At 52.8% G+C, this 26,763-nt stretch carries 18 protein-coding genes and 1 pseudogene; 6 read left to right on the top strand and 13 right to left on the bottom strand.

What is annotated here, in order from left to right:
* Together POG22_RS16060 and recA are read left to right on the top strand one after the other, a co-directional pair.
* Positions 1–222, top strand: a pseudogene (locus tag POG22_RS16060) (hypothetical protein); the annotation flags it as partial.
* A gap of 88 nt (positions 223–310) precedes the next feature.
* The gene (recA, locus tag POG22_RS16055; protein WP_498906372.1) at positions 311–1,399 is read left to right on the top strand and encodes a recombinase RecA; all 1,089 of its coding nucleotides are present in this window, start codon (positions 311–313) and stop codon (positions 1,397–1,399) included.
* Positions 1,400–1,448: 49 nt separating this feature from the next.
* On the opposite strand, the gene POG22_RS16050 is transcribed toward recA, so the two are convergent.
* Positions 1,449–2,591, bottom strand: coding sequence for an RNA-guided endonuclease InsQ/TnpB family protein (locus POG22_RS16050; RefSeq protein ID WP_498906370.1), 1,143 nt, complete (start codon positions 2,589–2,591; stop codon positions 1,449–1,451).
* Positions 2,592–2,701: 110 nt separating this feature from the next.
* On the opposite strand from POG22_RS16050, the gene modD reads away from it, so the two are divergent.
* Entirely contained in the window at positions 2,702–3,559 is an 858-nt protein-coding gene (gene modD / locus POG22_RS16045; RefSeq protein ID WP_498906369.1) for a ModD protein, read from the top strand.
* A gap of 42 nt (positions 3,560–3,601) precedes the next feature.
* On the opposite strand, the gene POG22_RS16040 is transcribed toward modD, so the two are convergent.
* Positions 3,602–4,774, bottom strand: a complete 1,173-nt coding sequence (locus POG22_RS16040) for a DUF58 domain-containing protein (protein ID WP_498906368.1) — start codon at positions 4,772–4,774, stop codon at positions 3,602–3,604.
* Positions 4,775–5,003: 229 nt separating this feature from the next.
* On the opposite strand from POG22_RS16040, the gene POG22_RS16035 reads away from it, so the two are divergent.
* Positions 5,004–6,407, top strand: a complete 1,404-nt coding sequence (locus POG22_RS16035; RefSeq protein ID WP_498906366.1) for an aminopeptidase P family protein — start codon at positions 5,004–5,006, stop codon at positions 6,405–6,407.
* A gap of 46 nt (positions 6,408–6,453) precedes the next feature.
* On the opposite strand, the gene POG22_RS16030 is transcribed toward POG22_RS16035, so the two are convergent.
* From POG22_RS16030 to POG22_RS16000, 7 genes are all read right to left on the bottom strand, one after another.
* Positions 6,454–7,137, bottom strand: a complete 684-nt coding sequence (locus tag POG22_RS16030) for a class I SAM-dependent methyltransferase (RefSeq protein ID WP_498906364.1) — start codon at positions 7,135–7,137, stop codon at positions 6,454–6,456.
* A gap of 37 nt (positions 7,138–7,174) precedes the next feature.
* The gene (locus POG22_RS16025; protein ID WP_017660921.1) at positions 7,175–7,372 is read right to left on the bottom strand and encodes a hypothetical protein; all 198 of its coding nucleotides are present in this window, start codon (positions 7,370–7,372) and stop codon (positions 7,175–7,177) included.
* A 202-nt stretch (positions 7,373–7,574) separates the two neighbouring features.
* Positions 7,575–13,430, bottom strand: coding sequence for a protein kinase domain-containing protein (locus POG22_RS16020; protein WP_498906362.1), 5,856 nt, complete (start codon positions 13,428–13,430; stop codon positions 7,575–7,577).
* 92 nt (positions 13,431–13,522) lie between these two features.
* The gene (locus tag POG22_RS16015; RefSeq protein ID WP_498906360.1) at positions 13,523–13,681 is read right to left on the bottom strand and encodes a hypothetical protein; all 159 of its coding nucleotides are present in this window, start codon (positions 13,679–13,681) and stop codon (positions 13,523–13,525) included.
* Positions 13,678–14,793, bottom strand: a complete 1,116-nt coding sequence (locus tag POG22_RS16010; protein ID WP_498906358.1) for a hybrid sensor histidine kinase/response regulator — start codon at positions 14,791–14,793, stop codon at positions 13,678–13,680. Before POG22_RS16010 ends, POG22_RS16015 begins: the two co-directional genes overlap by 4 nt.
* Positions 14,794–14,916: 123 nt before the next feature.
* Positions 14,917–16,719 (bottom strand): putative bifunctional diguanylate cyclase/phosphodiesterase, encoded by a 1,803-nt coding sequence (locus tag POG22_RS16005; protein ID WP_074170922.1) that lies wholly within the window; start codon positions 16,717–16,719, stop codon positions 14,917–14,919.
* Positions 16,716–18,821 (bottom strand): ATP-binding protein, encoded by a 2,106-nt coding sequence (locus POG22_RS16000; protein WP_498906356.1) that lies wholly within the window; start codon positions 18,819–18,821, stop codon positions 16,716–16,718. The genes POG22_RS16005 and POG22_RS16000 overlap by 4 nt, the downstream gene beginning before the upstream one ends.
* A gap of 247 nt (positions 18,822–19,068) precedes the next feature.
* Here POG22_RS16000 and POG22_RS15995 point away from each other — a divergent pair, with 247 nt between their 5' ends.
* Positions 19,069–21,738: an O-linked N-acetylglucosamine transferase family protein gene (locus tag POG22_RS15995; RefSeq protein ID WP_498906355.1), complete on the top strand. Its 2,670-nt coding sequence runs from the start codon at positions 19,069–19,071 to the stop codon at positions 21,736–21,738.
* A 12-nt stretch (positions 21,739–21,750) separates the two neighbouring features.
* Here the strand turns inward: POG22_RS15995 and POG22_RS15990 are convergent, their stop codons facing one another.
* The 4 genes from POG22_RS15990 to POG22_RS15975 form a co-directional block, all read right to left on the bottom strand.
* On the bottom strand, positions 21,751–23,904 hold the full coding sequence (locus tag POG22_RS15990) for an O-linked N-acetylglucosamine transferase, SPINDLY family protein (protein ID WP_498906354.1): 2,154 nt from the start codon (positions 23,902–23,904) through the stop codon (positions 21,751–21,753).
* Between the two features lie 263 nt (positions 23,905–24,167).
* Positions 24,168–24,695 carry a type IV pilin-like G/H family protein gene (locus POG22_RS15985; protein ID WP_498906352.1) on the bottom strand — a complete coding sequence of 176 codons (528 nt, stop codon included), beginning with the start codon at positions 24,693–24,695 and terminating at the stop codon, positions 24,168–24,170.
* A gap of 234 nt (positions 24,696–24,929) precedes the next feature.
* Complete coding sequence (locus POG22_RS15980; RefSeq protein WP_498906350.1) at positions 24,930–26,240, bottom strand: class I SAM-dependent methyltransferase; 1,311 nt, start codon at positions 26,238–26,240, stop codon at positions 24,930–24,932.
* Positions 26,241–26,297: 57 nt separating this feature from the next.
* Positions 26,298–26,579, bottom strand: coding sequence for a hypothetical protein (locus POG22_RS15975; RefSeq protein ID WP_498906348.1), 282 nt, complete (start codon positions 26,577–26,579; stop codon positions 26,298–26,300).
* Here POG22_RS15975 and POG22_RS15970 point away from each other — a divergent pair.
* On the top strand, positions 26,578–26,763 hold a 186-nt coding region (locus tag POG22_RS15970), incomplete at its 3' end, for a hypothetical protein (RefSeq protein ID WP_498906347.1). The genes POG22_RS15975 and POG22_RS15970 overlap by 2 nt on opposite strands.

Raw genomic sequence — 26,763 nt, 5'->3', positions numbered from 1 at the left:
GGGAGAGGGGGAGAAAGGGAGAGGGGGAGAAAGGGAGAGGGGGAGAAAGGGAGAGGGGGAGAGGGGGAGAAACTGTCAACTGTCTCCACTGTTCACTGTTCACTGTTCACTGTTCACTGTAAAAGGCTGGCGACTGTCTTCACGACCGTATCAAACCCTTACAGGACAAGACTTATAGACATTGTAATTTACCTGTCGGCGCGTTTTGGAATTGTGTACTAGAATAAAATATCTGCGGCGAAATCGCGCTCTCGCATCCCTAGTCAACGCAACATCCAGGCAACGTAAACTCAACTCGATCGAGGCAAGCATGGCGACTCAAATCACCCAAAATTCCGACAAGCAGAAAGCCCTAGATATGGTTCTCAACCAAATCGAACGCTCCTTCGGGAAAGGGGCGATCGTACGGTTGGGCGATTCGACTCGTATGAAGGTCGAAACCATTCCTAGCGGTGCGTTGACCCTTGATTTAGCCTTGGGTGGCGGTTTACCGAAAGGACGGGTCATCGAGATTTACGGACCGGAAAGTTCGGGAAAAACCACCGTTGCACTGCACGCGATCGCCGAAGTGCAAAAAGCCGGTGGAATTGCGGCGTTTGTTGACGCCGAACACGCACTCGATCCCACCTACGCTGCGTCGTTGGGCGTCGATATCGAAAACCTGCTAGTGTCTCAACCGGATACCGGTGAGATGGGCTTGGAAATCGTCGATCAACTGGTGCGATCGGTCGCCGTCGATCTCGTCGTCATCGACTCCGTTGCGGCGTTAGTTCCCCGAGCTGAAATTGAAGGCGATATGGGCGACGCTCACGTCGGATTGCAAGCCCGTTTGATGAGCCAAGCCCTGCGGAAAATCACCGGAAACATCGGAAAATCTGGCTGTACGGTGATTTTCCTCAACCAACTGCGTCAAAAAATCGGCATCACTTACGGCAACCCCGAAACGACGACTGGGGGGAACGCTCTGAAATTCTACTGTTCGGTACGTCTCGACATTCGCCGCATTCAAACCCTCAAGAAAGGGTCGGAAGAATACGGTATTCGTGCCAAAGTGAAAGTGGCAAAAAACAAAGTCGCGCCGCCGTTCCGTATCGCTGAATTCGATATTCTCTTCGGTCAAGGCATTTCGCAACTGGGCTGTTTGCTGGATTTAGCGGAAGAAACGGGCATCATCAAACGTCGCGGCGCGTGGTACAACTACGAGGGTGACAATATCGGTCAAGGTCGCGATAACGTGGTTCGCTACTTGATAGAAAACCCGGAATTTGCTGCAAAAATAGAGCTGAAAGTTCGCGAAGAGTTAGCGATGGGAGCGATGGTTTCCTCGAATTCGGTTGGAAAACACGAGGAAAATAACGGCTCGGGGAACTCGGATAACTCAGACAATTCGGAGGAGTAGGTAACTATTCCCACCGCTAACCCTTACGGGTATAGCGGGGGCTTTATCCCTAACCCGTACCTACCGGGAACAAACTCAGTTGCCCCTCTAACTGACAAGCATAGGTCGAGATTTCAGGCTGAGTTACAACAGCCCCCAGTTGAGCGATATTTAACGCTCCGTTTACATCAGCATCATGTTCAAAGCCACAAAAGCCACACTTAAACCGCTTGCCGTTGCGATAGGATTTACCTCGTTCGGGGTGAACGTGGTGGCATCGAGAACAAGTTTGGGAAGTGTAGCGAGGATCGACAGTAACAACCTCGACTCCTACGATGTTCGCCTTGTACTCGGTAAACAATTGAAGTTGGTAGAACGCCCATCGGTGAATTTCGGTTCGGGTCTTTTTCCTGAGCTTGACGTTCAGTCGAATCCCCATCAAATCCTCGAAGGCAATTACAGACTCGGTAGCTTTGGCTTCTCGAACGAGTTCCTTACTGATGTTGTGATTGACCCAACTTTGAAACCTCGATTCACGCCCAGAGAGCCTTCTCAAGAGGCGTTTCGCCGACTTGGTGCGTTTGGCTTGAATCGAGGCACGTACACGAACGTACTTTTCGCGAGTTGCCCTCAGTTGTTCTCCATTCCAGGATTTCCCGGTGGATGTGGTGGCGATATCTCGCAAACCCCGATCGACTCCCAAAACTTTGGGGGTTCTCCCCTTCGGTTGGGTAGGGACTTCAACAACGATGTTGATGTAGTAATCCCCCTGTCGGGTTTTCTTCAGCGTTGCACTGGTGGGGGTTTGTCCTCGCAACAGCGCGATTTGATAGCCACCGATTTTCAAATCGAAGTTGACCCGTCCCGACTTCAGAGTCACACCGACCTGTTGTTTGGACTCAATGTATTTGAACGTCCGAACGTCGAGGCTAACGCTGGTGGGGCGAAACTTGTGGATTTGTTGGGTGGCTTTTCGCTGGTTGACGACGCGGCGAATTGCCTGACAAACGTGATTGGCTTTGAGTTCGGTGGCTTCTCGAACTGGCTTATACGTCAGGTGATGCAGCTTGGTCGTGTTCCAGACATTGTGTTCTTTAGCTGTTTGCAATATTTGGTTGCAAGCCTCAGCAAAGCCCACCAGAGTCTCATCGACCTTTTCGGTCAACTCGGCTGGAACTATCAGCTTGCATTTAACCGTTATTGCTTGAGTCATGTTCCCATTTTAATTCATCCAGAAAGCGGTGTAAACCTAACATTGGAGGCGGCACTTCCTCCCGCCGAATCGCCTAACGGCTATAGCGGGGGTCTCCGTGCCGAAGAAAGATGACGGTTTGGTTTAGCGACTCCGAGATCGATCGCCTCGTTCGAGAAGACATTCCCTATTTCGACTTAACCACCACTGGATTGGGAATTTCCCAAATCCCAGGACGGATTGAATTTTCCACTCGCCACCCCACCGTCGTCTGTGGGGTGGAAGAAGCGGTACGAATTCTGACGCGATGTGGTGCGATGGTTGAGGATTGCGTCGCCAGCGGGACGTACCTACCTGAAAATACAACAATTCTAACTGCTGAAGGTTCGGCGGGAGCGCTGCACCAGACTTGGCGAGTCGCTCTCAACCTCATGGAACACGCTTCGGGAATCGCCACGCGCACGAAAACGCTCGTCGATATCGTTCGTTCTGTCAATCCGAAAGCGTGCGTCGTCACCACTCGCAAAGTCTTACCAGGGACGAAAGCCTTGTCGGTGAAAGCTGTTTTAGCTGGAGGCGCACAACCTCATCGTTTGGGTTTGTCCGAAACCGTGTTGGTGTTCGATCGCCATCTCGCCTTTCTCGGCGGAATCGAAGGCTTCGTGCAATTTTCCCAACACCTGCGAGAACGGTTTCCCGAAAAAGCGATCGGCGTCGAAGTCAGTCACGAAGACGATGCTTTTAAAGTCGCGAAAACCGATATCGATTTTCTCCAATTCGACAAGTTTTCTCCTGAAGTTTTGACACGAACGGTCAAAGTTCTTCAGGTTCGATTTCCCCGTTTGAAGTTGGCGGCGGCGGGCGGAATCGATCGCGAGAACATCGCAACCTATGCTGCAACCGGCGTAAGTTCTCTCGTTACGAGCTGGCCGTATTTCGGTAAACCGGCTGACCTGGGCGTACAGCTCTATCCGCGATCCCCAGAGTGACAACCGAGAGGCTTTCTCAAACAGGGTTGAAAATCGCGAAATTCACGGTCTGAAACGAGTAGTCGGGATCGATTGCAATTGCTGTTGCAGATCGGTTTGAGGAGCGATCGCAATTCCCCGATATGGCGATTTGACTGACGGTGTTTCCGACCACAGCACCCAACGACTGTTAGACGGAAGATCGCCGAGGCGATCGGGCGTACTCGTCAACCACACCGTGGGGCGATCGGGAAGCAGTTCTCCCATCGGCATTTCGTTAAAATGGGCTTCGGCTAACGCCTCGAGAACGACGCGATGGCCTTGAATCGAGCCAGTGCGGGCGCTCCAAAACTTCACGCTAAGCTGTTGGCGACTCGCATAAAAATATAACGACGCCGCAGCGATCGCCGCCTCCTCAAACGCCTCGGGATTCCACGTCGAAGCCGTATCGAGGGCGATAACCGCATCGAGTCCGCTTTGAAACACCTCTAGCTCGCGAACGCGTAACTCTCCGTATCGAGCGCTCGTGCGCCAGTGAATCATCCGCATGGGGTCGCCGAAGCGATAGGGACGTAGGGCGCGAGTCAAGCCTTCCGAGGCGGCTTGTACGTGTCGTTCCTCGACTGAAAAAATCGGATTGTCTTCTCGTCCGATTCCGTCGATGAGGGGACAGCGTTGCAAAGGAAGAACCGTCGGATAGACGATCGCTTTGGCGGGTGCTTGACGAGGGCGGCGACACCAAAACAATCCCAGCGGTGCGGCGGTTTTCAGTTGAACTTCGTTCCAGCGGTAGACGCCGCGACGGGGAGCCAGTTGCGTATAAATCCAGCGATGGCGACCTCCTGCGGGAATCTTTTCGATCGCCGTTTTGGGGAAGCTTCCCAGTGGGTGGGGGATGGCGTCAGCCACCTGCAAGAGTCCGAAAGATCCGAACCCGCCGGGGCGAGACGGGGGGGTTTCGATGTCGAGCGTGACCGTGAAGCGTTCCCCGCAACTGACGGGGTCGATGGGATGTCGGCGCACGGTCAATCGACGCAGCGATCGCACCGGTAAAATCGCCGCCAGTCCCAAGAGGGCAAAATTCGCGCCGCTAATGGCGTACAACCACCCCGACATGGTGTTTGTCGCCGAGGCAAAGTAAAACAGAGACAGTGCCAAACACAACCCCCCTGCATAGGCGGGTTTGACCCAGTGGGTTTCGAGCCAGTTGCCGAGTCGTTGTCGAAAGCGTTTCATGCGATCGCCGTATCACTCATTTTATTGTGGCATTTCGTTCGAGATTGGGTGATACCTTGGATCGAAGACACAATTCGTACCCGTCCGCAACCCTGCACAAACTCTACACGTTCGTTTTGCTCGATATGCAAGCCGGAGAACACCGACCCGCAAATTTTTTAGCCTTCAACTCTCCTAAACCCGTTAAATTAGTTAAATTAAGAATCGCTAGTCGATAACAGTGTGCGCCATGCTGCTCGGTAGTCACTACCCCTCCTCTGCGTTACGCGATCGCACCCTCGAAACCACCCTACGCGAGCGGCGATCGCGCCTGGCCGAACGAGTCGAGTTTCCCGTCGTTCTCTGGTCTGGGCGCAGTAAACCCCGCAACTTTCCCGCCAATCGCTACCCGTTTCGCGCCAGCAGTCATTTTCTCTACTTCGCGGGACTTCCCCTAGAAAACGCCGCCGTTCGACTCGAAGGGGGAAAATTAGAACTATTTCTCGACAACCCGGAACCGGGAGACGCCCTCTGGCACGGGGAACGCCCCAAACGCCACGAAATCGCCCGCACGATCGGTGCAGATGCGGCGTTTCCGCTGTCGGAACTGCCAGCCCGTGCGAAAAACGCTGCCACCGTCGCCGTTCTCGACGATTCGGTACGACAGCAGCAAGCTTTGGTATTAGAGCGATCGCTCTCGCCTCTGGACTCTCTGCACGGGATCGATCGCGATCTCGTTCGGGCGATCGTCCAACTGCGCCTGACGCACGATGCGGGGGCGTTGGTGGAGTTGCGCCACGCGGCCTCGGTGGCCGTCGAAGCCCACAAAGCGGGAATGGCCGCGACGAAAACCGCCCATTGGGAAGCCCAGGTGCGGGGGGCGATGGAAGGGGTTATCCTCGGTCACAACATGACCTGTTCCTACAACAGTATCGTGACGGTACGGGGCGAGGTGCTGCATAACGAGCAGTATCACAATCCCCTCGAAGCCGGAGACTTGTTACTGGCGGACGTGGGGGCAGAAACGCCTTACGGTTGGGCGTCCGATATTACGCGCACTTGGCCGGTCAACGGGCAGTTTTCCCCGACCCAGCGGGCGATTTACGATGTGGTGCTGGCCGCCCACGATCGCGCGATCGCGGCGGTGCGTCCCGGCGTCGAATATCGCACCGTTCACTTACTGGCTGCGAAAACCATCGCCGAAGGCTTGATGGATTTGGGTATTCTGCGGGGCGATTCTGACAGTTTGGTAGAAACCGACGCCTATGCCCTGTTCTTCCCCCACGGTATCGGTCATTTGCTGGGGTTGGACGTTCACGATATGGAAGATTTGGGGGATTACGCGGGATATGAAAACGCTCGGGCGCGAAGCGATCGCTTTGGGTTGTGTTTCTTGCGCTTGCACCGCCCCTTGAAACCGTCGATGTTGGTGACGATCGAACCGGGATTTTACCAGGTTCCCGGTATTCTCAACGATTCGGCGAACCGGGATAAATATAAAGATGCGGTGAATTGGGAACGGTTGAAGGATTTCGCCGACGTGCGTGGAATTCGCATCGAAGACGACGTTCTCGTCACGGAGGACGGTCGCGACGTTATTACCGCTGCCTTACCGACGCAAGCTGAGGCGATCGAACAGTCGGTCTGCGGTTAACGGTCAGAAACCGGGTATTGTGGAGATACCCAGTTGTTCGAACCGGCTACCACCGCGCACCGTAGAGCGTAAACAGTTCTCCGGGTTGCGTTCTCAGACGCGAGGTTCGGGTCGATCTCACTAATTTTTCCCACTCGGTCAGGGGTTCGAGAAACACTTCCGCCCCGAGGTAGGTTTCGAGAATCGCCCAGTCTTCCGCGAGTTCGGAATCGGGGTCGATCGCGTCGAAAATAAACTGTCCGCCAGGTTTGAGGACGCGGCGCACGCTGTTGATGACTCGTTCCCAATAGTCGAGGGAATAGTAACAACTGACCCCGGTAGCGATCGCCAAATCGAAAAAGTCGTCTTCGTAATCGTCGAGATGATGTGCGCTGCCTTTGGTGACGCTTTTGAAGAGTTTGGAGTTGAGTTGAGGGGCGCGGGATTTGAGAGCATCGCAGGCGACAGAACTGATATCCCGTCCGTAAAACAGAGCTTGCCAACTCGTCCAGGGGTAAATTAAAAAACTGACGCCACAGCCGAGGTCGAGACAGCGTTGGTTTTTCTTGGGTTTGACGATTTCCCAAAACGGCGAGGCGATGCGCTGTTGGAGTTTTCCCGTCGCCCACTCGCGAAAAAGCGGCATGGCTTCGACTTCGTCGGGAAGATCGACGGCTCCACCGCTATATTCTCGGTTGTAGCGTTTGGCAACGCGATCGATGCGATCGGACAAGGAATCGGACACAGACATTAGGCAATTCTTACGCTCGAATAACTTACCAGCGGTCTTATCGCCCTCCTTTGAGGGCTTTGGTAAAGTTTTGACGGTAGGATTTGTTGGCGACGACGAGAACCGGCCACAACAGAGCTAGGGTCAGTTGGTTTCCCAAACCACGCTCGAAGTTCGTGCGGTGGAACCCCTGCCAGAATTTCCAAACACCACCGGCGTAAACGAGGATAAGAACTAAACCAAGGAGGGTAGACATAACGGTTAAGGTCAACAAACCGTGCGATCGAACTCGATTTCTAGTGTACTCGACTTTTACAGCGAACAGTGAAGACAGTCGCCAGTCACCAGTTGTAGGGTGCGTGACCTAAAAACCCTAAAAATATGCCGCCGAACTGGCCAACTCGTCACGCACCGACTCCACAGTTCACTTCTTTGTCTTCCCCTCTTCCTTTCTCCATCTACGACGTGGGAATTTCAATAACGAACTCCGTCCCTTCTCCGAGGGTCGAACGACAGGTAAGCTGGCCGCCGTGTTTTTCGACGACAATTTGACGAGAAATCGATAACCCCAGCCCCGTTCCTTTTCCGACGGCTTTGGTGGTGAACATTCGATCGAAAATTTGTTGGCGGACGTCTTCAGTCATTCCCGGGCCGTTGTCTCGGATGCAAATTCTGACACGATCGCCAGTGTCGTCGAGTTCCGTGCGAATGACGATGCGGTTGGGATGTCGTTCGAGGTCTTCAAAGCTGCGATCGCGGCTGGCTTCGTCGAGAGCGTCGATGGCGTTGGCGATGATATTTGTAAACACCTGGTTGAGCTGTCCGGCGTAACATTCAATCTGCGGAAGGTCGCCGTACTCTTTCACCACCTCGATGGTGGGGCGTTCCTTGGTAAACTTCAACCGGGGTTTGAGAATCATCAAGGTACTGTCGATCCCTTCGTGTAAGTCGACGGCGACCTTGGCAGAAGTATCGGCTCGAGAAAACGTCCGCAGCGATCGACTGATTTGGCGAATGCGTTCGGTTCCCACCTTCATCGAATCGAGAATCTGCGGGAGATCTTTGACAATAAAATCGAGATCGATTTCCTCGATTTCCGCGTCGATATCCTCCCCCGGATCTGGAAATTCTTCCCGATACATTTCGAGCAACCCGATAATATCCTCGATGTATCCCTGAGCGTGGCTGAGGTTGGCATCGACAAATCCCACGGGATTGTTAATTTCATGGGCGACCCCCGCCACCAACTGACCCAAGGTCGCCATTTTCTCGCTCTGCACCAACTGTAACTGTGCCTGTTGTAACTCCTGTAGCGAGTCTCGCAGTTGCGTCGCGCGTTCCCGTTCGTGCAGTTCCGACTGTTTCAAATTCTCGTAGAGGCGGGCGTTTTCGAGGGAAATCGCAGCTTGAGCGCACAGTAGCATTAAAACGTCGAGGCGATCGCGCGTAAACGCCCCGGCCGTCAAACTATTTTCTAAATACAGAATGCCGATGAGCTTTCCTTGACCCTGAATCGGAGCACACAGTAGCGATTTGGGCTGTCGATCGCGAATATAGGAATCGTTGACGAAAGCCGATTCTGCCGTAGCATCGTTGAGAACGACGCTTTCACCCGTTCTGGCAACATAATGGAGTGTCGAGAGAGGAAGACAATCGCACTGTTCGACGGGGAGCGATCGCCGTCCTCCGACAGCAGTTCCTTGGGACTCGTCCGACGGAACCGAGCGATCTTGGGTGGTTTCCAACGAGCGAAGACCTTTTCTCTGAGAAATTTCGACCGTCAGGCGATCGTTCTGCACGAAGACGATCGAGCCACCCGTAGCCCCCGCGTTCTCTAAGGCCAGTTCCATGAGCTTGTCGAGTAGGCGATCGAGGACGATTTCTCCCGATAACGCCTGAGCTGCTTTCATGACCGTGGCCACGTCCAACACGGCAGCCCGCGATCGCGTATAGTTGATACTGCGGTTCGTGCGGGGACTGCCCTCGACGCCCCATCCCTCTTCGTCGTCCTGAGAGGCCACCACTGCCACCGTCAACAGCGAGCCGTAACGACGGTCGAACTGCCGCACCTTTCCCGTCGCGCCCCAACGCTGATAGGCAACATAAGCTTCACCGAAATAGAGTTTCGCAATTTTCGGTTTGCCCCGATCGCACCAAAAGCGGCCGGCCAACTCGTTTCCTAACGCCACCCACTGCACGGCATCGTTGGCCGACGCCAGTTCGATGGCGCGATCGTAGCGATCGAGCGCCTGAAAATTCCGGCCGTACAGCCGTTCCCACTCCGCTGTTACCAATTCCGACCAACACGCGAACGTCTCGGGACAGACTTCAGCCCAACTGTCGAGGTGTTGTCGAACCGTCTCGATTTCCCGACGAGCGTTTTCTCGGTCTTCAGGGGAAAACTGCTCGAATAACGCAGTCGAACACAGGGCGATCGCCATATCGTTGAGGGCGATCGCGATCGATCCCGACAGAGACGCCGACCGCTCTCGAGCCGTTCTCGCAGCCTCGAGCGCCTCCTCGTATCGTTCTAAACCGTACAGAACCCACGCTTTATGAACGTAGTACGACGCGGCCGAAGACTCGTGGCCGAAACGCCGACACCGTTCGAGAAAGATCGATTCGGTCAACTGTCCCCAGCGAAATTTGCCGTCTGTCGAGGGAGATTCCGTCGCCGAACCGGCCGTCGCAGTTTGCCCGACCCCGTCCTGACTCGGGGCGCGATCGCGACTGCGGAGCGGCGTTTTTTCGCTCAACATCGAAACCGGCAACATGACGCTGGCGATGCGGTCTAAAGCCCAGCGATGTTGGTATTTCCGACACCACGCCATCCATTGCGTCGCATCTCGGGCGAGGGATTCGAGGGATTTTCCGCCATAAAACGACAGACACAGACGTTCGGCAAGACTGTAACCGATGGCGAATATCTCAGCGTGTTCGGTACTGAGACGATAGGCTTCCTCTAGCAGCGACAGCGCCTTGGGCAGAGGCGTCGTCCAGGGTAAAACGTGGCTTCCGAGAATGCCGTACACCCAACACTGGCGATCGCCATCCCCGAGTTGCTCGACTTGCGTTCGGGCAAAATTCGCCCAGTCCGAAGCGGTTGGCCGATCGCCGCCCGCGAGGTGACTGACTCCGTAAAGCGCGGCAGCAACGGGCATTTCTAAAGTCGCGCGTCCGAGGGTTCGCGCTCGCTCGAGTGACTCAGCCGCCAGACGAGCGACTCGAGAGGGCGCGCAGACGTGCAGCAGAACCAAAGCTCGAGCGAGAACCTCTCCTACCGCCGACTCTTCCGCCGTCGGAGCGATCGCTTCAGTCGGCAGACTATCGAGACGGATCTCTGGCGGAGGCGAGGCGGACGAGGAAAACAAGGAAGACAAGGAAGACACAGACAATCCGGTCTCTTGAGAACTGTCTTCACTGGCGACTGGCGACTGGCGACGGGTGACTGATACCCGTTCGATCGCGTCGGTGACGCGATCGAAAGCCTCACCGTAACGTCCGCAGAGTTGGTAAGCGGCGACGGCCAGGCGATCGATTTCAATGCGGGCGCCATCGTCGGGAGCTTGTCGGTCGAGAAGGTCGAGTAATTCGATGGTGCGATCGAAGTTACCTTGTAACAGGTTCGCCCGCGCCCGTTCGAGGTGCAGAGAAAACGCCAACTCCGGGCAGATTTTCCACATGGGCATGGGGAGGGCTTCGATGCCGATGAGGTCGTAGGTTAAGGCGCTCGTGTAGTCGCGCTCGTTAAAGCTTTGGCGACCGGCTTCTAAATTCAGTCGTCCCCGTTGAAGTTTATCAGTGTCGTCGGCGATCGCCCCGCGAGCGAGGTTCCAGTGACGCACTACCTCGATAATGCTGTTCGTTTCCCGTTCGGTTTCCGACTCAATTCGGGAGCGTTGAGTGCGGCGGCGGTACAGGACTTTACCGATTTGTAAGTGAAGAGCGTCTTTGCGATCGGCCCCGACGAGGGAATAAGCGGCTTGCTGGACTTGTGGATGAAGGAACTGATAGCTCAAGAGTAAAACGCCTCGTTTGTCAGAAGTCGAGGGCGTCAAATTCGATAGCGTGACGTTGGTATTTTTTATATCGATATTTGTAAGACTATCTGTATCGGAGCGAGTTGAAGTATCGGAGGGTGAGAACGTCGTCGGGCGATCGTCCGGCTCGAGAGGGAGTTCTGAAGTGACAAACTGTTCCCGCCGAGGTTGCACCAATCCTTCCACTAACGCCGGAACCAAATCGTGAAACAAATCGCGCAACGGGTCTCGAGTAATTTCGTGGAGAACGTCGAGGTCGAACTCCATGCCCATACAAGCTCCCAAACTGAGGAGTTCGCGGGCGCGGTCGGGGAGTTGTTGAAGTTGCGCCAGCAGACCAGAGAGAACGTTATCCGCGATTTCCTGAGCGTCGATGCGTTCGAGATCCCACTGCCAACTCATGGACTCGTCGTCGAAGACCAAGAGATTTTCGCGATCGAGAGTTTTGAGGAATTCTCGCACGAAAAAGGGATTGCCGTTCGTTTTTTGGGCGATCCGCATCGCGAGGGGCATCACCGATTTGCGATCGCGATCGAGCGTATCGGCCACCAATCGAACGATCGCCTCGAGGGGCAAGACGTCCAACACCAGCGTTTCGACCCGGCCGGGGTATTCCCGGTCCGCAGACTGACGCTGTAACCGATGTCGCAGCAAACGTAACGGGTGGTCGTCGCCGACTTCTCCCTCGCGGTACGCCCCGATAACCAGCAGCGATCGCGAGTGTGGGTCGCAAATCGCCGCTTCGACGATCTCGAGAGTTACCGCGTCCGACCACTGGAGGTTGTCGAAAAAGAGGACGAGCGGGACGTTACTGTGGCAAAACACCTGTAAAAACCGCTGCAATGCCGATTTGAGTCGAGATCGATCCCAACTTTCATCTGGAGAGGCGCGAACGGAAGCGATCCCGAGTTCGGGTTCGGTGGGCGATTCGAGAACGAGTTTTAATTCGGGAACGGCGCGAACCAACAGGTGACAAGCATCGCCCAACGTCTCGAGAAGGCGATCGCGCCAACCGGCCAGTTGGCTTTCTGTTTCCGTCAGCAGTTGTCGCACCAGTTCCCGCACGGCTTCCACCACGGGCGCAAAGGGAATTTCCGATCGCAACGACTCCCCAGACTCGAACTGACCCGACACGAAATAGGCTCGGTCGCGGAAGTGAGAGGACGCATTGTCATGTCGGACGGGCTTGTAGCTTTCGCCGACCAGAGCGGACTTACCGATTCCCGCATCTCCTACGACGAAGACGACTTCAGGAGGGGAGAACTCGGGGCGGGGACTGTCTTCAACTGTCACAGCATTTCCGTCCGCAGTGGCGATCGCGCCGACGCGCTCGAAAGCTGCCCGCAATCGAGCCAGTTCGATCTCCCGGCCGTACAGTTGCGGGGGAATGCGAAACTGGTTGACGACATCGTTTTCGCCGGGAATGACATCCTCGATCGTTCCGGTGGCTTCGAGTTGCATCAAACACAACACGAGATCGACTTGAATACCCCAAGCACTTTGATAGCGTTCTTCGGGAGTTTTCTCCAGCAGTTTCATCACGATATCGGAAACCGCTTGAGGAATGCTGGGATCGAGTTCTCGCGGGGGTGTCGGCTGTCCGGCGATGTGACAGTGAACCAATTCCATCGTATCGGTGGTGTCGAAAGTCGGCCGTCCCAAGAGCATTTCGTAGAAGGTGACGCCGAGGGAGTAAAAGTCGCTGCGGTAGTCTAGAGGACAGTTGGTGCGCCCCGTTTGTTCGGGGGACATATAAGGCAGAGTTCCTTCGAGGATGGTTGGATTGCGGTTTCCCAGGGGAGTGTCGGGAGACAGTTCGATCGAGATACCGAAATCGATGAGTTTGACGCGATCGAGTTCTCGGTTGTAGAGAATGTTGGCGGGGTTGATATCTTTATGAACGACGCCAGCTGCGTGAATTTGACCGAGGATTTCGGCAATTTGCGAGGCGATGGAGAGAAATTCCGAGAGGGTCAGTTGGCGTTCGGCCAGTTCTTGTTGGAGAGAAACGCCACCGAAGTCTTCGAGGACGATGGCGACGGTATTGCGGTCTTTCGCTAACTCGTAGGCGCGGGCGATGCCGTCGAGTTCGAGCCGTTGGGTAATGTGATATTCCTGTTGGTATCGAGCCAGTTCGGTGGGCGTCGCCCGATCGCTTTTGAGAATTTTGAGGACGACGGGTAGACCGTCGCGTTCGCGCTGGCCTCGATACACCAACGAGTTAACGCTTTCGTAAATTAGCGTACCGATTCGATAGCCGGGGAGAAGAATCATGTCCAATAATCGATAATTGATAATTGATAATTGATAACGCTGTTTACAGCGAGCAGCGAACGACCAACAGCCAGCTGTCAATCAGTTCTTTCTCATCTCCTTACTGGCGACTGGTGACTGGCGACTGGTGACTGGTGACTGGTGACTGGCGACTGGCGACTGGTGACTGGCGACTGGTGACTGGTGACTGGTGACTGGTGACTGGTGACTGGCGACTGGCGACTGGTGACTGGCGACTGTTCTCTCCTCATCTCCTCATCTCCTCGTCTTCCACCCGGACGGGTAGGGTGACTGAAACGATCGTCGTTTGACCGGGAGTGCTATCGATGGTGAGCGTCCCGCCGTTGAGTTCGGCGAGTCGTTTGGTGATGGCTAACCCCAGTCCCGATCCTTGCTGTTCGTAAATTTTGCGCTCGAACTGTTCGTAAGCTCCGACGCGATCGATCTGTTCGGGTTGAAATCCCCGTCCGCGATCGACAGTCGAGAAGACGAAGCGATCGCCGTCGAGTTGGCTGTGGACTTTGACGGGGGTTCCCGCTCGAGAGAATTTAAAAGCGTTGTCGGTGAGTTCGGCGATCGCTTTGGCAATCCAGTTTTCGGCGACGGCGAGAGAGGCGTCGTCGAGTTGGAGGTGTAAGTCGTCGAGGCGATCGTACTGTTGGGCGATTTCTCGGGCGACGGTTTCGATCGCCTTGCGAGCCGATTCAGTTTGACCTCGTAACAACAACTGCATCCGTCGCGAGTCGCCTTTGACGAGTTCGAGTTGGGCGTAGAGTAAAAAATTTTGAATTAAGTGATGCAATCGCCGGGCTGACGTACTGATACTGGCGGCCATTTCCTGAATTTCGGCTCTATCCATACTGTGGCCGTCTTCTTCTAAAAACGTGGCGTAGCCGAGGATACCGTTGAGAGGGGTGAGGAGTTCGTGAGGGAGCGATCGCGTGAGGTTGTGGCGCAGTTCGTCGAGTTTGTATTGAGAGACGCGTTCGAGGGTGGCTTTTTTTTCCAAGCGAGTCGCCACTGTTGCGAGGAGTTCGGCGATCGTAAACGGTTTCGGTAAATAGTCGTCGGCCCCCAATTCCATACCCTGGCGAATTTGGGTCTTTTCAGCTTTCGCCGTCAGGAAAATAAAGGGGACTGTTTGAGTTACCGGATTTTGCCGTAACGCTCGCAACACGCCATAACCGTCGAGTTCCGGCATCATCACGTCACAGATAATCAGATCGAGCGAGTGTTGACTGGCGAGTTCGATCCCAACGGCTCCGTTTTCGGCTTCGAGGGTTTCGTAGTCCGCTTCGGAAAGAATTTCGACGACGATCTCGCGAATATCCTGTTCGTCTTCGATAATCAGAATTTTGCCCATCAGCTCTTTCAGATCTTATCGGTAAATTGACTCAAAAAACGGGACGGCCATTTTAGTTTTCTAGAAGGGTTCGATCGACAATTTAAAAACAATTTGAGGACGAACGGAAAGACGATCGCGACATTAGCTAAATTCGAGTCGTTTTCCTTGACGTAGCAGTTCGGCAAATTCCGAAGCGGGAAGTGGGCGACTAAAGAAATAGCCCTGCATGCGATCGCACCCGTGTTGGCGGAGAAACTCGAGTTCGGCTCGGGTTTCGACCCCTTCAGCGATGGACTTGAGACCAATTTGACGAGCCATTTCGATCGAGGCTTTGGTAATCGCTGCGTTCGTGGGGTTGCGATCGATCCCCCCGACAAAACAGCGATCGATCTTCAAAATATCGAAGGGAAACTGTTGCAAATAGCCCAAAGACGAATAACCCGTTCCGAAGTCATCGATCGCAATACTGACACCGACGGCTTTCAATCCTTCTAACATTCTGACGCTGGCTTCGGGGTTGCGTACCAAAATCGTCTCAGTCAGTTCTAATTCTAAATCGCGAGGGTCGAAAGACAGATCTCGAAACAGTCGTGTCAAATGCTGACGTAAATCTGGGTTAAAGGAGTCCGAGGCACTCGCGCGATCGAACTGTCGCCCAGATAGGTTGACGGCGACGCGTACCCGTTTCAAACCCGCTTCTTGCCACGAGAGACTTTGCTGGCAGGCCGTTTTGAGAACCCATTCGCCGATCGGCACGATGGAACCGTTTTCCTCGGCCAGGGGAACGAACCGTCCGGGCGAGACCGCTCCTCGGCTGGGGTGATGCCAACGCAGCAGGGCTTCGGCGCCGACGATTTCCCCGGTCGTCAAATCCACTTGTGGCTGGTAGTACAGGGCGAACTCGTTGCGATCGAGAGCGTAGCGTAAATCCGTTTCGAGGGCTAGGCGATCGGAGGTATCTAACAGGGCTGCCGTATACGCTCTGACTTGATTTCCCCCTTGCTGTCGCGCGTAGCGCATAGCTTTTTTACTCTGACCCAACAAGGTGTCGAGGTGTTTGGCGTCTCGCGGGTAAAAGGCCAGGCCGATACTGGCGGTCAGGAAAATTTCGCGACCGTCGAGGCCGAAGGGTTCTCCGATCGAATCTCGAATCGCCTCAGCTTGACGTTCGGCGTCGGCGCGACGTTCGACGGGACGGGGGACTAAGGCGAACTCGTCGCCCCCCATCCGCGAGAGCATTGCCCCTTCGCCGAGACAATTTTGCAGGCGTTTGGCGGCAATTTTCAAACAGCGATCGCCGAGTTCGTAGCCGAGTTCGTCGTTGATGCGAGCAAAGCGATCGAGACCGACGTACAAGACGGGGACGAACCCCGAGCGATCGAGGTGGCCGTTCGGGTCGATTCCCGACTCGCCGACGATGCGATCGAAGTTTTCCCGCAGGGCCAGTTGGTTGGGCAGCTCCGTCAAACTATCGTGATAGAGCAAGTATCGCAGTCGGTTTTCCGCTTGTTGGAGTTGGGTGCTATAACTTTGCTGGGCTTGTTGCAGTTGTTCGGCGTACAGTTGCTGGACGGAAGAGGACTTTTTCAGCCGCGTGCTGACCGCACTGAGCAGTTCGTCGCGGGTAAACGGTTTAGTGAGATAGTCGTCGGCGCCGAGATCCATGCCGACTCGAAAATCGATGCGATCGGCTTTGGCCGAAAGAAAGATAAACGGAATCGTTTCGGTCTCCTGAAGCCGGTTGAGTTGAGTGAGTACGCCATAGCCGTCGAGTTCTGGCATCATGATGTCGCACAAAATCAAATCTGGCTGGTGTTCTCGCGCCAGTTGACAGCCCACGACACCGTTTTCTGCCTGTAAAACCTCGAACCCTTCGGCTTCGAGCATATCGACGAGAATATCGCGCACGTAATCTTCGTCTTCAATAGCTAAAATCGTCGTCACGATTGTCGCTCCTGCCTCAATGGAATCGTTACGGTCACGGTCGTTCCCCGCCCTTCCTCACTGTCGATTTGAATGTCTCCTCCGTGTAAGTCCACGGACTTTTTGACGATCGACAGTCCCAAACCCTTACCCTGTATGTTACCGACATTTTTTCCTCGATGGAACGATTCGAACAGATGCTTTCGATCGTCGGCGGGAATTCCAATACCGCGATCGCGAATTTGGAACGCGACGCGATCGTCCTGGCAGACTACCTCGAAGTCGATGGACGTTCCGACTTGGGAATATTTCATCGCGTTTGAGAGTAAGTTGGCCAAAATTTGTCGTAACAGGCGTGCGTCGAATTCGAGGGCGTAGCTGCTTCCGTCGCAGGGGCCGCGATGGCAGAACTTTACGGGATGCTGTCGGTCGTCGCTGACGCTGCACCCGTCGATAAGGGTTTCGCACAAGGCTTTCAGGTTCACGGGAGACGGCGAAAATCCGAGCTGTCCGGTTTCGGCTTTACTGACGGTCAGCACGTCGTCGAGTAACCGCGTCATGTGTGCGACGGTGGTATAGATGCGATCGAGATAGCTTTGTTTTTTCTCGTCGCTCCATTTATTCCCGTAGTGTTTGAGCAGTTCGGCCGACCCGAGAATGGTGGTTAAGGGGGTGCGAAATTCGTGGGAAGTCATGGTCACGAAGCGCGATTTCAATTCGTTGAGTTCTTGTTCGGCCGAGAGGGCTTGTAAAAGTTGGGTGTTCGTCTCTTGGATTTGAGCGGTACGTTCTTCGACGATGGTTTCGAGTTCTTGGTTGAGGGTTTTAAGGGCTTCTTCAGTGAGTTTGCGATCGGTCACGTCCATGCTGGCACAAACGATACCGCGAACGGCTCCGCTGGGGTCGTATAACGGTTCGACGGTTAAGTCGTAGTAGCGAAAGTTTCCGTTGAGAACCAGGCAAATTTCTTCGCGGGTGCCGGACTTCGAGGCGAGAACCTGTTGTTCGATGTCGGTCAGACGCCGTGCGTCGTCTCGGGTAAAGACTTCGGCGTTACATTTGCCGACGAGCGTTTCGGCGTCGAGGCCGGGAGGGGGATTGTACGCCCAGGTGTAGCGCAGTTCGGCGTTTTTGGTAAATACGGAAATGGGGGAGTTTTTCAGTGCGATCTCGAACCGTTCTTCGCTTTGGTGTAAGGCTGCTTCGATGTCTTGGCGTTCGGCGATTTCCCGCTGTAACTGTTCGTTGGCTGCTCGGAGTTGTTCGGTACGTTCGTCGACGTGCCGTTCGAGCTGTTCGGTGAGGTCGGCCAGGGCTTTTTCGATGTTTTTGCGTTCGGTGATATCTCGGGCGACCCAGATGGCCGTGTTGGATTCGGGCATGGGGGAAATGTTGGCTGCGAACCAAACGGGGTGGGTATCGACCGACAGGCTGTATTCAAACGAGACGATCTGTTGGGTTTGTAAGGCGCGACGGACGGGTTCGAGGAAGCGTTGGCTGGTTTCGGGGTGCAGGAATCGATCGATGGTGCGATCGATAAGGCGAGGGTTGGTTGGGCTGGAGTCGTCGAGGACGGCTTGGGTCGGAGCGATTTTGATGCTGTTTCCCGAGGCGTCCACGACGAGAACCACGTCGGCCATGGCTTCGAGCATCCGACGCAGTTGCTGTTCGGAGGTTTGAAATTTGAGATCGAGTAAGGTTCGTTCTCGTCGCTGCTCTGAGAAGGCTCTGAGGAGGCGGCTGCGGGAAATCAATCCGGCAAAGCGTCCGTCGGGTTCGATGAGGGGAAGGGTTTCGCGATCGAGGCTGAGTTCGAGTAAGCGATCGAGGTGGTTGAGGTCGTCGGGGGTTGCCGTTCGCTCGACGGGTCGTATGAGGTGGCGGATGGGGACGTCTCGATCGGCTGTGGGATCGGCCAGGACGGCGAGGGCGTCGGTGGCACTCACGAATCCCAACAGGCGATCGTCCTCGGTGACGCAGAGGGGTTCGCTCGACTGGCGAGTTGGGGAGGTCAGCCAAGGTAAGGCTTCGCTGAGGGGGGTATCTGGGGAGATACAGTGGGGATGGCGATCGAGGTAGGCATCGAACGCGTCTGGCGATCGAAACGGATCGAGACTGGGCATGGCAAGCCGAGTGACGGTAAGGAAAGGTGTTTCCGTTATATTCTCTCTATTTTGGCATTCTCGATCGCTCGTGTTGGGGAGAAGGGGGTAACGGGAAGATGAAATGATGAGGGGCGATCGCAAAAGAGCGCAGTTTTAAAAGTACAGGAGAAATATCGTTCGCCGAACTCGGTCTTCCTTCTTGCTTCCCTTTACACTATAAATATGTTCCTCTGGACATCGTCTACTGTTTGCGACTGAGTTGACTATGAACGATCGACTGTTTGACGCCTGGCTCTCTCGAGTGAGTGATTCGGAAACTGCCGATCTCGCGTCGGGGTTGAAATGTGCCGTCGCGAGTCTCGCACCGAGTCAGGTGTACTGTCAGGTTGGGGTCGAGGACGGAAAGCTCTTCGTCGCCGCGTTGTCAGAAGCTCCTGAGATCCTCGCCTACGCGGTGGACGATTTTGCTGAGGCTGAAGATGCCGAAGCGGCGTTTCAACAGTTCGCCGATACGATGATGGAGGCGGGACTCGAAGAGCGCGTCACGTTTTGCGCTCAGGATATTGCGGACTTTTTTCTAGAGTTACACCAATTCGATCTCGACGAGCGCATCGGGGTATACGTTTATAACGGCTCGAGCGACTATCGTTCGGTTTTAATGGGATTGTTGTTCGCACGTTCGGTCTTGGCGGATTCAGCGTTACTCGTGGTGCGATCGCCGCAACTTTCACAGTTCCACGATGACTCGATGCCAGAGAGCAATGTTCGAGAACGTACTTTTAAAGAAGCTCGTCAGGCAATTGCTGATTTTCTCGTCAGTCATCCACAAGCTCGTCAGTTTTCAGAGAAGTTGACGAGCGAGGCCATTGCAGTCTTGTTTTGGGACGCGAATTCATCGGACATCGATTTAACGGGAGTCGATCGGTTTCAACAGCCCGAGGTCGTTCGTCTATTAAAACAACTGAGGAATTCGCTAGATTCGCCGTTAGTCGATGTCATGTTTAATAAGGCAGTTCAATTATACGAACAGAAAGATTACGATGCTGCGGATCTGGCTTATCAAGAGGTGATAGAACGCGATCCCAACAGGATTGAAGCATGGTTTAATTTGGGGATGTTGTATTATGTCACCGATCGCCCTAATGAGGCACTGATAACGTTACAACACTGTCTCGAACTCGATAAAAATCGTGCCAATATCCATTATGGATTGGGGTTAGTTTGGGAAAAACTAGGGCAAACTCAACAAGCGATCGAGGCTTACGAACGAGCGATCGATCTCGACAAACAGTTTCTCGAAGCTTATAGCAATCTTGGCAACATTTACTATCAAGATTTAGCATATTCTCGAGCTGAAGCTGTCTATCATCAAGCACTACGACAACAGTTACCTCTTTTTGGGATCTATCTCAATTTGGGTAATTCTTTAATGATGCAAGATCGTTTAAACGAAGCAATTTATTATTATCAGAACGCTGCTGAGATCGATTCAGATGACGAACGTCTAAACGATAATCTCCAGCGAGCAACTCTGCAGAAAGATTTGGAACTCCCGATCTTGTACGAAAGTCTCGAACAAATTGAAACTTATCGACATAAATTCAAAACATCTTTACATCAATTAATTCGACAAACAAATTTAACTGACTCAGAAACAAAAAAAAGTATTTTGTTTGGAGTAGGATGGCACGTCAATTTTTATCTTGCTTATCAAGGAAAAAACGATCGAGAATACCAAGAAGAATATGGAAACTTTGTTTATAAAGTTCTAGCTGCAAACTACCCCAATTGGGTAAAGCCGAAGCTAATGCCTTCGTTATTAAAGGACGACAAAATTCGCATTGGTTATGTTTCTTATTTTATGAAGTCAAGTTCAGTTAGTAAACTCTGTTTAGGATGGTTAAAACACGCAGATTCTCAAGATTTTGAAATTTACAGTTACCATCTCGGACCGAAAGAAGATGCTGAATCAAAACGATTCCAACAATACAGCTATTCTTTTCGACAGTTCAAGGATGCTAAGGTGGAAGACATTGCCCAATACCTTTTCAACGACGATCTTCATATTCTTATTTTTTTAGATATTGGAATGTATCCGAAATCGACTTTATTGGCGGCAATGCGTCTGGCTCCCGTTCAATGCACGACATGGTGTCACCCTGTCACTTCGGGACTTCCCACAGTCGATTACTTCTTATCCTGCGAGTTAATGGAGCCGAAAAATGCCCAAGAACATTACAGTGAAACTTTGTTTTTATTGCCGAACATTGGTATGTGTTATGAAAAACCCAAAGTTTCTATAACAAATAAAACTCGCAATAATTTTCATTTAAGAGATGACTCAATTGTTTATTTATCTTGTCAATCTCTTTATAAATATCTACCTCAATATGATTATATTTTTGCTGAAATTGCGCGTCAAGTTCCCCAAGCACAATTTGCTTTTTTATCCCACGATCGACCTGCCGTAACCGAACTTTTTCGCTGTCGGTTAGATCGGGCATTTTCTGCGTTTGGCTTGGAGAGCGATCGCTTTTGTAAAATCCTCCCCCGACTCGACCAAGTCAGCTATTGGAACTTAAATCAAGTTTCCGATATTTACCTCGATACTTTCAGTTGGTCGGGAGGCAATACCACCCTCGAAGCGATTGCTTGTAATTTACCGATCGTTACCTGTCCCGGTGAATTTATGCGGGGTCGCCATTCCTACGCCATTTTAAAAATGCTCGGCGTTACGGAGACGATCGCCACTACCGAAGCCGAATATATTGAGATCGCCGTCCGGTTGGGACTCGATTCGGATTGGCGACAGGAAATTATTGCTAAAACTCGCCAAAACCAAGATCGCGTCTATGAAGATACGACCTGTGTTGAAGCTTTAGAACAGTTTTATCGGGATGTGGTGCGCGAACGTCAAACAACAGGTGACAGTTGAGCGAACTCAAACTCACCGCAGTTTCCACATTCTCTCATAGGCACGTTCCATTTCTCGCGTAAACTGTCGGGCGTTCCACAACGGCGCTGTTTTTCGGGAGTCGCGCAGTTGTTGGCTCACGGTTTTTCGCAGTTCGGTATCTTTCCCCAGGCGAACCCCCCATTCGACGTACTCTTCATCGGTAAAAGCCATGCCCGCTTCGACACCGACGTTTTTTAAAAGCGTGTATCCCTGGCGACTGGCAAATTGCTGCCCTACTCTCGTGACAACGGGAACGCCTACCCATAAAGTTTCTAGCGTAGTGGTCGTGCCGTTGTAGGGATAGGTATCGAGAACGACGTCGGCGATGCCGATGTTAGCTCGGTGAACGGCTTCGGAGATGGCAGTGGGGAGAAATCGCAGGCGATCGCGGGCAACACCTTCGGCCTCTGCCAGTTCTTCAAAAGCGCGCCGCACGGAGTCGAGATTGGTGTAAGCACCTTTGATGAGAAAAAAGCTGTTGGGAACCTCCCGCAAAATTTGCAGTTGCAGGCGAATATTATCGGGATTGCGTTTGTAGCCAGTTTGAGAACTGAAGTACACTACAGCGTCGGGGGGAATACCAAGGCGATCGCGCCGCAGGGTAGGAACGCCAATTTCAAAGCCATCTACAGCAATATAGGTTTGAGGAAGTTGCCAGAGCGTTTCGCTGTAGTAATTTTGGGCATCCTCGGGGAGAACGTAGGGATCGCTGATGAAGTAATCGACAGCAGGGATACCCGAGGCATCTGACCCCAGCCAGGTAACTTGGATGGGTGCTGGCTTGAGAGCGAGGGCAGAACAACCACAGTTGGAGGTCACACTGTCGAGATCGACAAGAATATCGATCTCGTCTCGATCGATTCGATCGGCGACAGTAAGAGCGGAGTAGGGAAGTTCGTGAAAGTTCGGACTTTCGGCAGCGGCGAAAGTTTGTTGGAGGGCGTCTCCAGTATGCTGGAGTGAGTAGAGGTGAATTTCAAAGCGATCGCGATCGTGGTGCTGCAACAACCATCGCATTAACCAACCCACGGAATGCTGGCGAAAACATTCGGACAGATAGCCAACTTTGAGAACGTCGCGGTGTCCGGAGGTGGGGCGTTGTTGGTATCGACTGACGCGATCGCTCAGATGCTGGTGCAGGTGGTGTTGACAGGCGGCACTAATTTGGTTTCGCAGTTGGCGGTAACTGACGAGATCGTCGATAAAGTAGGCCATCATCGACCCAGCAGTGATAATGCGAGAGGCAAAGTCGAGAGAGATGTCGTCGAGGTTGGTAACGAGGGTTGCCAGATCTCGTCGGTGTTCGGTGTAGAGGGTTTTAGCTTGTTGCCAGTATCCGGCCGCTCGCATCAATCCTCGGAGTTTGAGGTGAGAGGCGAGGATTTTTTGGGGAAGGGTTTCGGCTACAGCGATCGCGCGATCGAGATAGTCAAAGCTAGTGATGTTGTCCCAACTATTTTGGAAAAATCGTGCAGTTTCAACGAGCGCCCGGAAGTGACTTGCGTCGAGTTCGAGACAGAGTTGTCCGAGTTGCAGAGCATCTGGGTTCTGGTTGGCGAATTCGAGGTGTTTAGCGCGATCGAGCAGTCGATCGATAAATTGGGAAGTGGAAAGGAGGCGAGTGGCTGCAATGCGACACAAGTTTAAACTCTCGGGAAGGTTGGGAGTCTGTTCGAGAAGGCGATCGAGAGTATTCCACAGGGCTTCTTGGGGAACGCCATCGATCGCGGTGACTTGGAGGCAATGACATACTTGTTCTACTAGAGGATCGCCGTCCACCCATAAGTTCGAGTTCAGAGATAGTTGTAGCAGTTTCAGTAGATTTTCTAAATCGTCGGGAACGAGTTCTCGAAGGTGTTGGCGCAGGAGCCAAGCCTGTTTCGGATCGAGTTGTTGGACTTCTTGTTGTAGAACGTCTGAAAGTTCTCGCCCCCAGTTGTCGGAGAGTCCTTCAATTTCTGGGGTCATCCAGGCCAGTTGAGCTTCAGCTTCAGCGCCCTGCAACAGGTAGGCGAGACCGAGATAGGCGTAATACTGGGTTTGTTCTGGAGCACCGTCTATGGCATTTTCAAAAGCTATAGCGGCTTCGGCATAGTCGCCTCGATAGAAGGCATCGAAGGTAGACGAGGCAATAGGGGAACTCACAGTTGTCAAAGGGTTCAACGTAACGATTTCACCATAACAAGATTTGAAATCAGGCTATCGCACGAAAAAGCGATCGAGCATAACCTTTCACTCAATCGCTTTTTCAATCATTTTTTGCAAGACTTAAAACGAAACAGACGTTAGGCGTAAGTTACGTATCTGGTAGTGCTGCATTCTAATGATGCGGGTCGGTCACAATCCTTCCGTGGCAAGGATTCAAAAACCAAAGTAGCATTACTCCTCATGACTACCACGTATCTATCTTACTTCATGTCGTGGTTGGTACTCGCACAGCTCGCTGCAGCTGTGGCTTCCGTGGCACCTGGAGTAAGGCTAACAGTGGGAGGTGTACCGCTAGCTTCGGTGGTTTGGCAAGCTTTCGCTGCAGTTTGACCGGAACCGTAGACCACAACACCACCTGCGTAAGCTCGTAGTGCTGCTGGGTCTGAGGGAACAGCGTTAACGAGAGCTGTGGTGGTTACGTCTGTAGCAATATTATAGGTGTAGTTGGCGGTTTGGCTGGGCAGACCTGCTTCCAGTTCCACCATGTCGGACGAGAATTTACCTTTGTCCAGACGTTGGGCTTGTTGCTGGCGCATCACTGCACCAACGGTGTTTTTGGCTTCAGACTGCTTCGCTTTCGCCGCTTGGTTGAGGAAAGACGGCAGAGCGATAGCTGCCAGAATACCGATAATGATGATGACGACAAGCAGTTCGATCAGGGTGAAACCTTCTTCGCGCTCTTTTTGACTCAGGTGTTGGATGAATTTGGCTTTAAATTCAGTTTTCATTTGCTGCTTCTCCTTCAGGCTTGGGATGCTTGACTTTCCGCTCCTGGAGTTAACTTACCCACGTCGGGGGAATTTCATATCACCCACCAGGAAATTTTTTTTGGAGAGCTGAGGAGTAGGGGCAGAGAGCCTCGTACCTCTCCCCAATAGGAGGGTGAGGAAGCTCCCGAGGAACTCTTGAGGGAAGAGATTTAGTTAACAGTCTCTTCCCGGCCTTCCCTGACGGCCATCAGCCTATCCTGTCCCCTCCAGCATCACGAATCCGAGATCTTCGAGCGTGACCAGTAAATCTCGCACGGCATCAAAGGCTTCAGTCGGCGTCGTCGGTTCGAGGGTAATGGGGTTGAGGGGACGAGTTTTTTTCCAAAACGTCACGAGGTCTGGCATCGTTTGGGGTTTATCGAAGAGGGGTAACAAACCTGTCGCCGTAACACTATCGACAAACACATTGGACAGACCGGGAATCGGTAAGTACTCGCTAGGGGAAAATCCGCGATGTTGGCGTAGACAAGCTTCCAAAGCTGCTTTAGTCGAAGAATTCTGGAGCAAAGGATGGAGGTGAACTCGTACTTTATCCCAATGTGTCCAGTTTTCAATGGGAATTTTGGCTTGACTTGTGCCGGGATTTCCACACCAGAAGTCAAGTAAGCGGTGGTTAGGATGAATGAGTTCGTATAGATGGAGGCGCTCGATAATAGAGGTCTCGGGTAAACTCAACCCCAAAAATGCTGGAAGGTCGTCAGGATTTTCAAACAAATCCATGACGTCCCATTGTCGCCAGCTTACCATACTAATAAATTCCAACCCCACGCGGTCGAGGATGTCAAATAGTTGTGGTATCGTATAGCCCCGATCTTGGCGTAGGAGAAAATTGGCTAAAATTCCTTCTTCATTATTTTGCAATTTTTCTCCCCACGTATAAGTTTTGAGATCGACGAAATCTTTAAGGGCATTCATCGTATCTCGCACTAGATCGATCGCCATTCCATCTGTAACGTTTTCCTCCATCAATCCCATCATTTCAAAGAGTTTTTGAGCGCGAAAGTACCGAAATCTTTGAAACTGACTGTGTAAATTACTTCGGATAATTCCATTGGGTTTAAGAGCGCTTTTTAGTGCTTGTAATCCGATTACAGGATCGGGCAGGAGATAGAGAACTTCATCGCAGTTAATATAATCAAATTCGATTCCTAGGTTGGCTACTTCTTCTAAAGAAAGAGTGTGAAAGTCTGCATTTTTTATTTCATGATATTGAAGGCGTTTTTTTGCAAGTTCGATCGATCTTGTGGAAAAATCTACTCCAACGATTTTAGCTCCTGGATTTGCAAGTGCGAGTGCGAGTGCTTTATAACCACTCCCACAACCTGCATCTAGGATTGTTAGGTTTTGAGGGTCGATAACCTGTCGATTGCGATAATAAAATGCTGTCGCACAGTTATGCTTGTAGAGAGTCTGAGGTGTATCTTTAGGAGAGGCTTCTAAAGGATGACGAGGATAGGGAGCATTGTCGAACTGCTGGCGTACATTTTCAAAAACTTCAGTCATGAATAGCTATCCTTTAACAAGAGAAATTTCAGAGGAACGATCTTGGATTTTTATTTTTTAGGTTTCCTTCATTTTTAAATAGGCTTCTGCCGCTGCGCGGCGGAGTTTGAGGCTCCCGTCGGCGAGAATGGGTTCGAGGTCGTCTTTGGGGGCTTCCTCGTAGGGGAGATGTCCGAGGAGGTTATCGTCTTCTGGAGTGGGTTCGGTGGTGTCTGAGAATTGGGATTCGGCAGTTTCTTCGGATTGGGCGTTGGAACGGGCAAAAAACGATCGCTCGGATTGCCAGACAAACCACAGTACTGTTCCGAAGGCAAGAACGCCAACGCCAGACAGTGCCATGAGACTTCGCATCGCCCAACCCATGCCGCCTTTTTTCGCCGATGGGGGGCCGTTGCGGGGATGGGTGCGTCTCGTAAGGCTTCTGGAATATCGTCGATCGCTGCCCTGGAGGTCGTCTGTAGGGATTTGCCAGACCGACTTGATTTCTTCAAAACCCCTCTCCTACATTCAGCAAGGACTCGGT

This window comes from Geitlerinema sp. CS-897 (assembly GCF_028368005.1).
Lineage (GTDB): Bacteria > Cyanobacteriota > Cyanobacteriia > Cyanobacteriales > Geitlerinemataceae > Baaleninema > Baaleninema simplex.
The sequence above is the reverse complement of the archived record's forward strand: the minus strand, read 5'-3'. Positions and strand labels throughout refer to the sequence as shown.